The sequence below is a fragment of the Novipirellula methanifontis genome (genome assembly GCF_052161655.1).
Taxonomy (GTDB): domain Bacteria; phylum Planctomycetota; class Planctomycetia; order Pirellulales; family Pirellulaceae; genus Novipirellula.
In genome coordinates, this window is record NZ_CP197418.1 from 6,049,628 (window position 1) to 6,064,588 (window position 14,961).

Consider the following 14,961-nt stretch of genomic DNA (forward strand, 5'->3'; position numbering starts at 1 on the left):
GCTATATTTTGCTTCGAAGAATGCGAATCTGCAGCAATGAATTGGAAACAAGTTCGAGTTAACCCCTTAGGCAGCCGCAAGTTCCGCCAAAAGCCTGAATGTGGAATAGGCTTCTAGCCTGAATGTGGCATCATGGGCTTCCCGTAGCGAAACTCGCCAAGAGTTTCGGGGGCAAGGGTGGACGAAAGTCTTCGCGACTTTCGCTACGGGAATGTGGGACAGGCTTCCAGCCTGTGTCCGACCTCGAAATACATCCAAACCTCTCTTCTGCGTCAGAATCTTGCCCTCTCGAAGGTGCTTCCGCTATGTAGTGCGAAAATTCCCGATCCAGAGTGCCAAACTTTCCGTTGTTCAAGCCGGAAAAACTCTATCGACTTTCAGGGTTCCCGCCCGGCTGAACCTCAAACGCACCGAGGTCTGGGGCGTCCCCCGCAAACGGCAGCCCTACATCGACGCCACGATCGACGAGTTTGCTGCCCGGTCTCAGTTGCAGCAGCGTGATGCGAGGCAGCTCACCATCCGGCTGCCGTGGCCCCGCCAATTGGCGTTCATCCGGCCGGGCAAAGTCGGTAGCGAAAAAGTCATCCTCGCTAATCGACAAATCCATATCGAATGAGTTGAACGCCACGTCACTTGTTTCGAAATTCAGCTGGTTAACCAGGCTACGACTACGCACACTCAAATTGTTACGCAGCAAGTGATCGTACCCTGGCACATCGGTGGTATTGTCAGCGAGTCGAGACAACATGTTGAAATTTGAACCATTGCGAAACGCGGTGTTGCTGAGCCAATCGCAGCCACTGATATGATGGTTCGCGTAGAAGCCACTGTTTTTGTTATGCACCGCAACGCAGTTCTGTACGACATGCCGAGGAATCGGATCAGGCAAACGTGATCGCGGCGTCGAACCATAGCCGCCCGCTTTAAAACCGTTGCCGTCTGCAATGCTTTTAAATTCCGGTGAATAGCCGTTCCAAAACGCCCAGCAATTTTCAAACGTCACCGACTCACCCGCCATGATGCAGTCAAAACCATCGTCGCTATTAAACCAAGCACGGCAGCCTCGGAACACATTTTCGCGATCCCCTTTCCGTGGGTGACACCCGAAACCATCCACGTTCCCTCCTCGGCCGTTTTCGGAGACCGGATCGTAATTTCGGTAAGCGTCGCAGTTTAGGAACAAATTGTCAGAACCGCGGACGGCGTAGATGCCAATGGCGTGTCCATCATGCATACTCAAACGCTCGAACACATTATGGCTGCCATCATTGGCGAAACAGATCGATTGCGTATGCGTCTTGATCGTGACCTGAACGCCTATCACCTCCAATCCAACAAAATGCAACCACGAACCACTGACTGAAAAAGCGTGGACACGCATGTTGGCGGGTTTGACATTGGAGAAGTCAAAAACGGGCTGTTCGCGGCCATACGCTTCGTAACGAATTGGCTTCCCTTTGCTACCGCTTTTGTTCAAGTCGATCACGTGAGCAAAGATTCGCTGCTTCCGCGCGATCTGAGACTCCGTGATCTCGTAGGTTCCACCGCGAATGGACACCGTATCGCCAGGCTCGACCGCCGACTGAGCACGCTGGATCGTGGCAAAAGGAGCGTCGATCGTCCCGTTGTTTTCATCGCTGCCGTCAGTCGCAACGAAAAAGGTCTCGCCTGCATCGACAATCGCCGTGTACCCCAACAGCAACCAAAGAGCAGGAAGCACAAAGACCCGGGCTGTTGCCAGGAGGGCAAGCCACGGTCGGGTGAGGCCGAGCATTGGAACGCTGTTTGTCGAAGGTTTCATAAGCGAAGAAGACGCCCTGAGTGACCGAGGTGAGCTCGGGGATTTTTGATCGGGTAGGCAATTCATCCCGTCTAAATTTATTAGCCGTTGGGGCGGAAGGCCCTGTTAAATGCGGAAAGTGTAGGGCCCCCTTGGGTGGGTTAAATCATATTAGCCAGATTTTGAACACGGCATAGGCTGCCGGCGAGCATCCTTTAGGGAACCACACTATGGGTCTACGGAACAGCAACGCGGAGGGAAGAGCAAGTTCAGGCGAATTCGGTACCGAATTTTATTGTTGATTCCCCTGTAAAATGAACGTCCGCCATCAAAATCTCGGGAAGAATTCCTGTCAGATGTTTTCAGCGACGGGAATTCTCAATAGGATGAGGATTCGTTAGATTCTTGCGCAAGCCAACATGGGCTGAAGCCGCCATTTAAGCGTCTTTTGCAGGCTGAACCGCCGTCTAGTGGGGTGTTAGAAAGGGAGATGGCTAGCAAGGTGGACAGGCAAAAAGTAAAGTTATTTTTAGTGGATGTTAAAGGTCAGACGCAGAAACACCGATAGGATGCGTATCACCGACTGCAACAACACGATTGTTCCAGTCAGAGGATCTTGACTAACCCGCAAACATTTCCTAACTTTGCGGCAAATCAACTAAGGCGACGTGGCCAAGTGGCTAAGGCGAAGGATTGCAAATCCTTTATTCGTGGGTTCGAATCCCACCGTCGCCTCTTTTGCAGTAATGCAATTTTCTTTCGATTGCCGACACCCATTCTCCGTCGGCCTCTGCCCATCTGCAGCAGTCTGTCAGACGCAACGCGATGATAGGTTAAAGCCCCGGATGCGAGTCCGGGGAACACCGCACACATCCACCCGGGTAGTCGCAACACGACGGCAGGAATCCCGCGATGGTTTGCCGTGCCATAGAGGAACGGTTGTGCCTTGTTTCGCTGGGTAGTGCCGTTTGACGGTTTCTAAACTTTTTGAAACCAGTTGGCCCGCGAATCACGCGAATGAACGCGAATAGATATTTAACTCAAATACATTCGCGTCGATTAGATCCGGACCCCTATTCCGATTGCCTTGGTGTTTCGCCGTCAGGGATCGTGATCTGTAGTCGTGCGTTTTCGGCGAGGAACGATCTGAGGATGCTTGCCAAACCGGTAGCGATTCCGAGTAGCCCGCCAAGATAGCTGAAATTGTGCATTGCGCCGTCGCGCCAAAAGGCCGCAGAATCTGAGATTCTGGCATTGCGAAACACAAACTCTTCAGTCGGATCGGGGTGGACAACAAAATACGCGATCAACAAAGCCGTCAATCCAGTGATGACCGTTGTACACAGAACCACGAAAAAAGATCGAAGTACCGCGATGACATACTCGCGGTTGTCGCGAACGAGCATCCCAGCGGGAATAAGAAATGTGCCGATCACGAGCCCCATCCACCATGATGCTTGCCAGCCAACGAATGCAGCTCCAAGTCGATTATGAAAATGAGGTGAGATGTGGAATTGTTCGAATTTGAACTTCGTAAAATACTCCGGTGAGACTGAATACGAAATCTGGTTGTGCACCGCACCATAGGTGCCAGAAAGCAGACACGCTAAAGCGAAAAGGAAAGGCACTGAGAAGATTCGTATCAAGTGTCAGCCTTCATTCGAATAATGACCGGCGTTTGCGTGCACGGACAATGTGGTTTCCATTTGTAAATATCTTATGTCGTGCTTCGTGTGCACACTATGCTTATCCGTTACTTACCGAGTCAGCATGTATTTCCTTCGGTCGAGAGGCATTGTCGAGTGTCGGACCGCAGTTAGAAAAAAGTCTGCGGTCGTTCAGCTTAGCGAGCAATCCAAATGCGAGCCAACCCAGCACGGCAAGAAATATTGGGGTCATCGGCATGCATCGAGGATCAATCATCCCAATAGCGCCACCGGTGGCCGTAAACAGTGACGAACCAAGTACGCGCCGCCAGTTTTCGCGGTGGACAGACGCGACAAGTATTGCGAGAAGGATCGCACCAACAATAGGCATCGGGTGCCAGAACCAGTCGAAACGAGTGTGCACGAGGATCAAAGTAAATCCAGCAATGAGTGCGAGTACTCCTTGACCGAAGGAGAAGCGCCGGTGCAACCCCTCGGACACGCTCGCGCGAAGCGGTTGCATCGAATCATTGCTCACTATTTCGGCGACCTCTAGTTTCTGCGGTGTGTGAGGCTAAGAGTAAGAATTTTTGGGTGTTCTAAACTTGAATTGGGATTTGTTCTCACAGACTGCCCTGCTCTTTGGAGCGGACGACCGCCAGCGTATTTTTATCCTCTGCAAGGCTAGCGTCAAGCTTCTTCACGCTCTGGACAGGCCGCTGGCGATGGTGGCTGACGGAGTGAACGCGACCAGCACGTGAGGATTCGACAGACACTAAGAGTAGCTTCAGAAAGAAATCTGGGATTTGAATCTTGTTGATTACCTGTGAGGACGTTTGCGCCGAAGGCGATACAGATATTAGCCGGCGGTCGAGTGAAGCGATTACCGCCGGGAGCCTGTCCAAACGCTAACAACGACCCCGAAGGCGGTCACAGCCCCATCAGCATGGATTCTGTGACAACGACCATCGACGATAAGAATGGGAAAAAGATGGGGCGCAGAAAAATGGAAGGCCTGAGTTCCAAGTTGTCATCTACCTAGCAAGATTGTCTGGTCTTCTTATTTCGCTTGCGATGGGATGAAACGAAGAAGGTTAAAAAATGTAGGGTTAGAAAATAGGGAACGCATTCGTTACGCCAATGTACGCTCAGTCGACGCTACTTTTGCGGAGCAAAAGGCGACATTGGCCCGCGGGTGTGCTCGACTGTGCGAATGCGGGCGATGGCGGTGTGCGATTGGTGACTTGTTTGCGAAAATTCGGTCGATGTGAGAGCGTGCACTCAGCGGCACACGCGGTTCTTGGGATGACGGTTTGCCACAAAGGGTTTGGCACTGTTATTGCTTCGCTTCGTGGCAACGGATCTCGGCAATCGCTTACCACGATTCCTCGCACGCTCTTTCGGTTTTAATCCACAGGATGATGAAATGATCGCTACGGTGACCAATGTCGCTCACGGCAACTTTTTGCAAAACCACATAGTGGGAAAGCCCGCTGACCGTGTTCACGTGTTGTGGGTGTCATTGCGATGAGCGACAATCCGCGACATGTGCATCCGATCTATGATCTGTTTCCAATCGAGATCGACGGCTTTGAATCGTTAGCCGAGTTGGCTCTGGATCTCAGGTCGTCCTGGAATCACGCGACCGATGAAGTTTGGCGTCGCTTGGACGCCGAGCTTTGGGAGATCACTCAAAATCCGTGGGTGGTGCTGCAAACGGTGTCGCGTCAGCGGATCGAAAACGTCCTGGGCGATGCTGCGTTTCGACAGAAGGTCGATCAGTTAGTGGAGATGCGAAGACAAACGGCGGAGCAGCCCGCATGGTTCCAACAAACCTATTCGGAGTCACCGCCGCTGAAGTGCGCCGCCTACTTTAGCATGGAGTTCATGCTCAGTGAGGCGTTGCCAATCTATTCGGGTGGTCTCGGCAATGTCGCAGGCGATCAACTCAAAGCGGCCAGTGATCTTGGCGTGCCGGTCGTTGGCGTGGGCCTGCTTTATCAACAGGGCTACTTTCGCCAGACCATCGATACCATGGGAAACCAGCAGGCGTTGTATCCGTATAACGATCCTGGCCAGTTGCCGATCCGGCCGTTGCGTGATGCCGATGGTGAATGGTTGCGATTGAAGATCGAGCTGCCAGGTTACGCCGTTTGGCTGCGAGCGTGGCAGGTTCAAGTCGGCCGTGTGAAGTTATTCTTGCTGGACAGCAACGATGCAGCAAACTTCCCAGCACATCGTGGCATCACCAGTGAACTGTATGGCGGCGGACCCGAGTTGCGTCTAAGACAAGAGCTGATTCTGGGTATTGGCGGTTGGCGGTTGTTAAGCGAGCTTGGTATTGCACCCGAAGTATGTCACTTGAACGAAGGGCACGCTGCGTTCGCAGTTCTAGAGCGGGCGCGCCAATTTATGGATATCTCAGGGCAACCGTTTGAAGTCGCGTTGGCGGTGACGCGAGCAGGAAACCTGTTCACGACGCATACGGCGGTGGCGGCAGGTTTCGATCGCTTTGCTCCCGAGTTGATCGAACAGCATCTACGGCCCTATGCCGAACAGAAACTGGGTATTTCGGTGCATGATCTGCTGGCACTCGGTCGGTTGAATCCCAACGACGAATCGGAACCATTCAACATGGCGTATTTGGCGATCCGGGCAAGCGGCAGCGTCAATGGCGTCAGTCGTCTGCACGGGGAAGTCAGTCGTCGAATTTTCCAGCCGCTGTTTCAGCAATGGCCCTCCGACGAAGTGCCGGTTGGACACGTGACCAACGGCGTTCACGTGCCGAGTTGGGACTCGACGGCGGCGGACAAGGTTTGGACACAAATGTGTGGTAAAGACCGCTGGCTAGGGACAAGCGAAACACTGGAGTGTGACATTTGCCGCGTCTCGGACGAGAAACTATGGCAGTTTCGCGTGGATGCAACTCATACGTTGGTCGACTACGCTCGCAAGCGATTGTCGCGTCAGTTAGCGGCAGCGGGATCGTCGCCAGAAGAAGTCGAAGCAGCCAAGCATCTGTTCGATCCCAACCTCTTGACGCTTGGATTTGCCCGTCGCTTTGCAACCTACAAACGACCGAATTTGTTGCTGCATGATCCAGATCGGCTACTGCGTTTGTTATCCGATCCGGAGCGACCGGTGCAGCTAGTGCTCGCAGGCAAGGCGCATCCTGCGGACAAAGCTGGACAGGACTTGATACGTCAATGGATCGAATTCATCCGACACCCCATCGCACGTCAACATGTGATCTTTATCAGCGACTATGACATGTTACTGGCCGAACAATTGGTGCATGGCGCCGACGTTTGGGTCAACACGCCTCGGCGGCCTTGGGAGGCAAGTGGAACTAGCGGCATGAAAGTGTTGGTCAATGGTGGTATCAATTTGTCGGAGCTGGATGGTTGGTGGGCCGAAGCCTACACGCCCGAAGTCGGCTGGGCGATCGGCGACGGCAACGAACATGGTGACGATCCGCATTGGGATGCCGTCGAAGCCGAACAGCTCTACAGCGTGCTGGAAAACGAGGTCGTGCCCGAATTCTACAATCGAAACGAACAAGGCATCCCGACTCAGTGGATGGCACGCATGCGAGCCAGCATGTCCCAATTAACGCCGCAATTCTCAGCCGTTCGCACGGTGCGTGAGTATACCCAGCAGCACTATTTTCCTGCTGCCACCGCGTACCGCGAACGCGTTGCATACAACGGCGCGGGCGGCACCAGCATCGTCAACTGGGAGCATTCGCTGCGTGAGAAATGGGCGTCGCTGAAGTTTGGTGAGGTGAGAGTGAAATCGAGTGAAAACGAACATGCCGTGGAAGTTGACATCTACCTGGACGGACTCGATCCGAGTTTCGTGCGAGTCGAGTGGTATGCCGACCCGATCAACGACGAAGCAGCGGTTCGGCAGCAAATGTCACGAGTCGAGAGGCGAGAGGGCGCCGCAGCGAACTGGGCAACGTATCGCACCAGTGTCCCCGCAACGCGCCCCGCAGCCGATTTCACGCCACGTATCGTGCCCAAACACGCCAGCGTCGCAGTGCCACTGGAATTGGATCTGATCCGGTGGCAACGATGATTCAAAACGAACAATAAAGCAACCGTAGCGAAACTCGCCAAGAGTTTCGGAGATACACAATCGTGAGCTTTGAGGGCACCGGGTTTCGCGCGAGACCCTGACGTCTACGCGACATAGCTCACAATGGTGCATGCAGTGGTAGCGAGGACTGGCTTACCGTTGGGCGCAACGTGAGTAAAAGAAGATTCAGCGTTCAATTGACGTGAAGAGGATTGGACCTTCGGCCCGCCAGTACCTCTCGGATCTATCCATCGCACGTCACCTGCAAAAGTACGCGCCGTCAACGCTACTTTCGCGGAGCGAAAGGCGACAAACTCGCGTGCAACTTCATTGTCAACGAGATTGTCAGCCGCAAACATTGGGCCCCTCAATTACGCCTCGTTGGCGATCAATTCGTTTTGAAACTCGGTCCAGAATGCTTTGCCTTTAGCGTATTGGATCGGATCGATGCGGGCTTTGAATGCATCGAGATACGAAAGGTAGCTGTCGGCATAGTCGACGTACGAGTAGTCTGCTTCGGCCATTGGATTGACGAAACGCGGGTCGCCCGGTTCGACCTGGTAGGCAAAGGCTCCGGCGTCATCGAGATGAATGTTTGCCAATAGCGTTGGCATCTTCATCTGCAGTTCGTAGATGCTGCGTTCGCTCCAGTCCATCCCTTCTGTCGCAGCCTCGAAAGCCTTTGCGACCGGCTTCGGAGTGGTGCTGTCGGGAAATCGCAGTCCCCAGGCGGCACCCGACTGGGTAAGCCCATCGCGATTCATGTCAATCTGAGCCGCGGGAGGAATCAACAAATTGATCGCCCCTTCTTCGGATAACGAATTGACTTGAATTGGGTCCGCCAGATGATGGATGTCCTGGACCACGCTCAGCTCGTCTGCGGACAGTGACGACAAGAATGCTTTCGGTGCGGCGTAACCGCCGTTTTGATAGGCGTGCTGAACAAGCTCGCCGTACTGTTTGCCTAATTCGCGTGGTTTCTCAGTCGTGCGGTAGCGGCCTTGCAACTCGAGCTGAAACCATCCATCCCATGACTCCTGGATCTGCGTCTCGATGGGATCCTCGGACTCGATTGATTCCGCCGAAGCGTAGCCCGCATGCCCGACACTCGCCAACACATCGCTGAACACATTTTGCAGACCGTGTTCCGCGTCCAAGCGTCTCTGTTGCATCGTGGGATAGACAGAGTTGGTGTCCGTAATTTCCATCGTTGCAGATCCGAAAAAGGCGACGGCAAATAGCGACTAAGATCGGAATGCGGATGCTCTGCACATGAGTGAAAGTAATGAAATATGTCGGGAAAGATTGAGTCGCGTTTGCATGATCGCTGTGAGCGTTAGGTAGCGGAACTCGCGCGAGAGTTTCGGTCATCCTCGAATACGAAAGTCTTGACGACTTCCGTTACAACAAAATGCGTCACAAATTACATTGACGTCCCGAGGGATTCTCAGACTCATCGCTGGTGATCGCACGGCTCAAGGCAGGTGGGTGTCGAGGCCTTGCATCTGATAGCGAAAATCGAATTGCAAATCGGGATGCAATTTCTCCATCGCTTTTTCGATCTTCTTCAGCTGGGTGGCATACATGTTTGCACTGACTTTGCAGCCACGGAAACGGATTTTTCGCTCGACGAATTGGCGACAAAAGTGGATGCGGATCCGTAGTTCGGTTTCTTTGTTGCCCGAGTAGCGAATGTACTTGTCCATCCAACGCACAATCTTTCGCATCGTCTTTTTATGAATGGAATGCGCAGCGGGGAGTTGTTCATCGATCTCGTCGCAGACAGCATCCGCATAACCCTGTTCGTCATCCGCATGCATCAACAAATACGTCAACAATTCTTTGTTGTCGACTTTGTATTTTGCCAAGCGGACGCATGCATCGAGCAGTTCGTCGCGGTCGAGGTTCGCGAGCGATTTTTTCAGCTCATGGATCGATGCCGCCTTCATGTTCTCTATTTGTTGCTGGGGGAACAAAACCGTAGCGAAAGTCGCCAAGACTTTCGGCGGTCAGGGGGAAACGAAAGATGATTGCAACTGACGAAACTCTTGACGAGTTCCGCTACGGGAGCCTGGCAGCATCATATTCGGATTCTTTGATCCACGTCAGGTCCGACCAATAGCCGGTGTCGTTTGCCTGGGCCTCGCCTGGGGTGGTGCGGCCGTTGATGACGATGTCGGTAAGCTTTTTTTGCAGCGAGCTGGCGATCTCGGGATGCAAGGCAATCACGTTAGACGCTTCGGCAGGGTCTTTGGCAAGATCGTACAGTTCGTACTTAGATTTGCGATGCGGCAGTATCAATTTCCATGTTCCCTCGGTGACAGAGAAACGTCCGTCAATGCTGTGGTTGATCAGCGGCAAACGATCGTGCTTCGCCGCCGAATCGACCAACACCGAAGCAAAACTCTGACTATCTTCGCCAGCGTTTGCGGGGATCTCGGCGCCGAGAATTTCGGCCAACGTGGCCATCAAGTCGAGCTGACCCACGAGTGCATCACAGCGGCGACCGGGCTCGGCAATGCCGCTTGGCCAACGAACAAAAAAGGGGACGCGGTGGCCGCCTTCGTAGATATCCCGTTTGCCGCCTCGGTAGAGCGAGCTACTGTCGTGATCAAAGTCTTCGATCCGTTTCTTCCATGATGTTTCCGGTCCATTGTCGCTGCTGTATACGATCATGGTGTTTTGATCGAGACCGGATTGCTCGAGGAAGCTCAGGAAACGACCGACATGGTGGTCCGTTTCGATCACGAATTCGCCATAGCCGCCGGCGTTTCCTTGTCCGTGAAATTCAGGTAACGGACACACGGGGTAGTGGGGCGAGGTGTAAGGCAGATAAACGAAAAACGGTTTGCCAGATTTGGCATCACTCGCTTTGCCCTCGATCCATTCAATCGCTTTGTCCGTGAACCGAGTCAAACATTGGTTGTCGATGAAATCGGGAGCCACCTCCATACCTCTGGTTCCAACAACCTTGGCAGTTTCCTCTGGCGAATCTTGATAAGGTGGCATGATGCGATAGTCGACGTGCCGTTTGTTTGGTTTCTTGGCCGTGAACATCGTTGGCGGCACCTTGGCATGCCGCCCTTCGAACCAAGCCAAGACACCATAGTTCAGTGACGCGGGAACGCCGTAGAAATAGTCGAACCCCTTGTCTAGCGGCATATCGCGAACCGGTTGCGTCCAGTCGCGATTGCGATAGTTCTCTCCGGGAAAATCCATACCGAGATGCCACTTGCCCACCATGGCGGTGTGGTAGCCGTTGTCTCGGAACAGCGAGGCAAGCGTCATGCGAGAATCGTCAATCAAGCACTTGCCTTCGGCGCCCATCACGCTCTTCTTCAAGGTCGTACGCCAAGAATAGCGGCCCGTTAACAGTCCGTATCGCGACGGCGTGCAGACGGAGTCCGAGCTATGCCCATTGGTAAAGGCGATTCCTTCGGCAGCAAGTCGGTCGATATTGGGCGTTTGGAACTTGGCGTCCGGATTCAGGCAACTGGCGTCTCCGAATCCTTGGTCATCGGTATAGATCACAATCACATTGGGCTTTTCAGCAGCAGGCAACAGCGATTGCGGAACCATCAAAACGACGAATAGCAACAATACCGGTGGCTTCATGGCGTCGAACTACTTTGTAAGGTGGAAATCGATCGAGTCGGCTGCGGGGGCAATCGTGACGAACTGACCGCTACGTATTAACTAGCGTAACACGTTTTCTCGTTCAGAATCGAGGTGACGGGGGGTGAAAAGGTTGATGTCCGCGATTCGATCGTGGACAATGCAACTCGCGAACCCCCGTGTTCTGACTAAAATAATCCGATCTCACGTCGAACCGTTGACTTAACCCGCTGCGAAGCCATTTTATGACCGATTCCGATGAACCCTCGAATCCCGAAGCCGTGCCCACCGAGCCCGCAGGCCCAACAAAAGAAGAATTGCGATTGGCGATGAAGGCGTTTCGCAAACGCTTGAAGCTGACTCGATTGGACGATGAGTCGCGATTGGGTTATGGCCCAATGTCATCAGGACAATCTTCGGGCGTTGCCGCGATCACGCCTCCGGACTCGTACCCCAAATCCGTTTGGCAAGAATTGGCCAATCAAGGAAAACTGAAACGCGAAGGCGGCGGTCTGTATTCCATCGTCGGTTCGTAAGGCGACCTGCCTAAGCAGGTCAATATGAGTCATTCCACATAATGATCTGAGCCGACGGCGCTAGCCGCGGGCAAGTTTCCTACAATTTTGAGTGGCCTGCGGCTAGCGGGCTGTTGATTGAATCGAGATGCAAATCGCATTGCTGAGCCGTGGGCCGTAAGGCACCGGGTAATGCGTGGAACCCGGCCGCTCACGCGTCACGGCTCACAAAACGATCGACGTTTCATCGGTAAATACCAAACGCCTGACTAACGTTCCGTCCCACCTTAAAAACCACTTCCCTCCTTCACTCCCTCCCATTTTGTAAAGCTAAACATGAAACGACTTGTTTTAACCCTTTCCCTGTGCTTGTTTGCAACCGCCAGTCTATTGCACGCGGAAGATCGTGTTTCCTCCGATTCGAGTAAAGACTCCGCCCTCTTTGATGGCAAGACATTGTCGGGTTGGCACACCAAGCCATCGGAATTTGCCAAGCACTGGACCGTTACCGACGGGATGATCATCGGCGACAATCCTGACAAAAAGGGATCGGTGTTGTGGACGGATGCCGACTACACCGATTTTGAAATGACCGTTGAATTCAAGACCGATTCACCCGATTATGATTCGGGCGTTTTTCTGCACGGCGAATCACACCAAGTGCAAATCGGAATTTCACGATCGCTAAAAGTCGACCTCACCGCGTGCATTTACGCACCAGTGGATAAACAAGGTTCGTATCCTGCGAAATCGGACAAGGTTAAAACGGTTCATAAGCTAGGTGAATGGAACACATTGCGAATGGTAGTAACTGGCATGCGTATCCAGACGTTCCTGAACGATGAGCCGTTTGTTGACTACACCGCGATCCGGTTTCCGGAAAAAGGAAAGATCGGACTTCAGTTGCACGCCGGTGTGCATCAGAAGATGTTGTTCCGAAATTTCCAGATTCAACAATAACGAATCGGGATCGACTAAACATTGCGGACAACGCAGTGAAGCATTTTTTCCGATAGCGTTTGCGGCTTTTTAGCGCAGCGGAAGTCTTCAAGACTTTCGTTCCACGGCGCCTGCTCCCGAAACTCTTGACGACTTCCGCTACGAAATGCTCCACAGCGTTGCGCTACGAACGCGATGCCGTTTACATCGAGCGAACTTGGGGTTCGCGTACCCAGATGCGGTGCTGCTTGGCTTGCTCGACAAATTTGTCGAGCTTGGCGTCGTTGACGTCGACGATTCCCTCGTCAGCATCGAGAGCGACCGACGCTTTTTCAAACAAGCCTGTCGCTGCTTCGGTGTATCCGATGACTTTCAAATGAGCGAAAGCGTCTCGGATCCAATCAATAGCGGCGGCTTCGTTGGAAAGCGATTTGGCCTTCTCTTTTGCGGGGGCTACAATCACGCAATCAAACAGCACCGAAGGGGCACCGGCCAAGAAATGCTCTGGCATGACTTTTTCCCCAGCACTGGTTTCGATCTCGCCTGCATTGGGTGCGACGATCGACAACATCGCACCTTCGGCGTGAGCCGTTTCGCGGATTGCCTTTAGCAATTTATCATCCGCGCCCGCAGTGATCAGCAGGCCAATCTTTTTGCCTGCTAAGGATTTCGGGGCCGCGGCGTATTGCGACAGTGGCTTGGACGGATCAGGATCGCCCACGGGCACGCGAGGCTTAATCGAATCGCCTTGACCTTTCATGCCCAGCGCAGCGGCCACTTGCTCGACAAGCTTTTTGTCGACGTTCTTCAGATGCCCCAACATCCGCGTGCGGATTTTGATTTCGTCACATTTTCCAAGCTCGAACGCAAACCCACCGACGATGTGACGCTGCTCAGGCTCCGTCATCGATTTCCAGAACAATCGAGCTTGCGTGTAATAGTCTGCGAAACTTTCGGGGCGGATACGCAATTTCTTGCCCGACTCTTCCGCCGGATACGAAGTGAAGCCGGCTTTGGGATCTTCACGCGGTTGGCCATCATCCAGTGAGTTTGGCTCGTACGCGACTCGGGCCGTCGGCACCTCGGTTTGCATGTGCCCATCACGCTGGAAATTTGCAAAGGGGCACTTCGGTTTGTTGACGGGGATTTGGTGAAAGTTCGGACTTCCCAGTCGCGAGAGCTGTGTGTCCAGATACGAGAACAGTCGTCCTTGCAGCAGCGGGTCGTTGCTGAAGTCGATGCCCGGAACAACGTGCGACGGACAGAACGCCACTTGTTCGGTCTCTGCGAAAAAGTTGTCAACGTTACGATTGAGCACCATCTTTCCGAGCGGCGTTAACGGAACGATCTCTTCCGGAATCAACTTTGTGGGATCAAGCACATCAAAGTCGAATTCGGCTGCTTGATCTTCACTGAATGCTTGGACTGAGAGTTCCCACTCGGGAAAATCTTTGGCCTCAATCGCATTCCATAAATCACGACGATGGAAGTCGGGATCTGCGCCGCCGATTTTTACCGCCTCGTCCCAAATCAATGAGAATGTACCGAGTTTGGGACGCCAATGGAATTTGACGAATTTGGATTCGCCCTTTTTGTTAATCATCCGGAACGTGTGAACGCCAAACCCTTCCATCATGCGAAAGGAACGCGGAATGGCGCGGTCGGACATAATCCACATCAACATGTGCATCGCTTCGGAATTGAGCGAGACAAAATCCCAAAACGTGTTATGAGCCGATTGTGCCTGTGGGAAATCGCGGTCGGGCTCGGGTTTGACACTATGGACCAAGTCGGGGAACTTGATCGCGTCTTGGATAAAGAACACGGGCATGTTGTTACCGACAAGATCGTAGTTGCCTTGATCGGTGTAAAACTTGACCGAGAACCCGCGCACGTCGCGCGCCGTGTCAAACGAACCCGCGCGACCCGCAACTGTCGAGAACCGGCAGAATACTGGCGTTTGCACTGAGGGATCCTGTAAGAATCCCGCCTTGGTCAGACCCGCGTGCGACTTGTAGGTCTGAAAATAGCCGTGGGCGGCATAACCGCGCGCGTGGACGACACGTTCAGGGATCCGCTCGTGATCAAAGTGCGTGATTTTTTCACGCATAATGTGGTCTTCGAGCAATTGCGGCCCACGCTCACCCAGGGTCAACGTGTTTTGATCATCGGCGATCACAAGGCCTTGATTCGTCGTCAAGCGAGCACCATCACCCGAGACGGTTTGGTGCGGTTCGCCTCCGTGGCCAACGTTGGTTTTTCCGGTGGATTGATTTTGTTTAGCCATGGACAGGGATCTCTCGTGAGGTTGGGAGGTGGAACGAATGCGAACGATGGATGTTCAGGTTGGAACGCAGCAACGATCATTGCTGACGAATTCCGCACG

General features: G+C 53.3%; 9 protein-coding genes and 1 tRNA gene. 4 read left to right on the forward strand and 6 right to left on the reverse strand.

Annotation, left to right across the window (positions count from 1 at the left end):
• Positions 1 to 367: 367 nt before the first annotated feature.
• On the reverse strand, positions 368 to 1,720 hold the full coding sequence (locus SH528x_RS21790) for a right-handed parallel beta-helix repeat-containing protein (RefSeq protein ID WP_442505567.1): 1,353 nt from the start codon (positions 1,718 to 1,720) through the stop codon (positions 368 to 370).
• A gap of 722 nt (positions 1,721 to 2,442) precedes the next feature.
• Between SH528x_RS21790 and SH528x_RS21795 the strand changes: the two genes are divergently transcribed.
• A tRNA-Cys gene (locus SH528x_RS21795) sits at positions 2,443 to 2,515 on the forward strand.
• A gap of 338 nt (positions 2,516 to 2,853) precedes the next feature.
• Here the strand turns inward: SH528x_RS21795 and SH528x_RS21800 are convergent.
• Positions 2,854 to 3,408 carry a hypothetical protein gene (locus tag SH528x_RS21800; protein ID WP_442505568.1) on the reverse strand — a complete coding sequence of 185 codons (555 nt, stop codon included), beginning with the start codon at positions 3,406 to 3,408 and terminating at the stop codon, positions 2,854 to 2,856.
• Positions 3,409 to 4,953: 1,545 nt separating this feature from the next.
• On the opposite strand from SH528x_RS21800, the gene glgP reads away from it, so the two are divergent.
• Positions 4,954 to 7,506: an alpha-glucan family phosphorylase gene (glgP, locus tag SH528x_RS21805; RefSeq protein ID WP_442505569.1), complete on the forward strand. Its 2,553-nt coding sequence runs from the start codon at positions 4,954 to 4,956 to the stop codon at positions 7,504 to 7,506.
• A gap of 371 nt (positions 7,507 to 7,877) precedes the next feature.
• On the opposite strand, the gene SH528x_RS21810 is transcribed toward glgP, so the two are convergent.
• The 3 genes from SH528x_RS21810 to SH528x_RS21820 form a co-directional block, all read right to left on the reverse strand.
• Entirely contained in the window at positions 7,878 to 8,714 is an 837-nt protein-coding gene (locus SH528x_RS21810; RefSeq protein ID WP_442505570.1) for a hypothetical protein, read from the reverse strand.
• A 267-nt stretch (positions 8,715 to 8,981) separates the two neighbouring features.
• Positions 8,982 to 9,455, reverse strand: a complete 474-nt coding sequence (locus SH528x_RS21815; RefSeq protein ID WP_442505571.1) for a hypothetical protein — start codon at positions 9,453 to 9,455, stop codon at positions 8,982 to 8,984.
• Positions 9,456 to 9,567: 112 nt separating this feature from the next.
• A complete protein-coding gene (locus tag SH528x_RS21820) occupies positions 9,568 to 11,085 on the reverse strand; it encodes a sulfatase family protein (protein WP_442512151.1) in 1,518 nt (505 codons plus the stop codon).
• Positions 11,086 to 11,366: 281 nt separating this feature from the next.
• Between SH528x_RS21820 and SH528x_RS21825 the strand changes: the two genes are divergently transcribed.
• Entirely contained in the window at positions 11,367 to 11,657 is a 291-nt protein-coding gene (locus tag SH528x_RS21825; protein ID WP_442505572.1) for a hypothetical protein, read from the forward strand.
• Positions 11,658 to 11,972: 315 nt separating this feature from the next.
• Positions 11,973 to 12,596, forward strand: a complete 624-nt coding sequence (locus SH528x_RS21830) for a 3-keto-disaccharide hydrolase (RefSeq protein WP_442505573.1) — start codon at positions 11,973 to 11,975, stop codon at positions 12,594 to 12,596.
• A gap of 181 nt (positions 12,597 to 12,777) precedes the next feature.
• Here the strand turns inward: SH528x_RS21830 and SH528x_RS21835 are convergent, their stop codons facing one another.
• Positions 12,778 to 14,862, reverse strand: a complete 2,085-nt coding sequence (locus SH528x_RS21835; RefSeq protein WP_442505574.1) for a catalase — start codon at positions 14,860 to 14,862, stop codon at positions 12,778 to 12,780.
• Between the last annotated feature and the right edge of the window lie 99 nt (positions 14,863 to 14,961).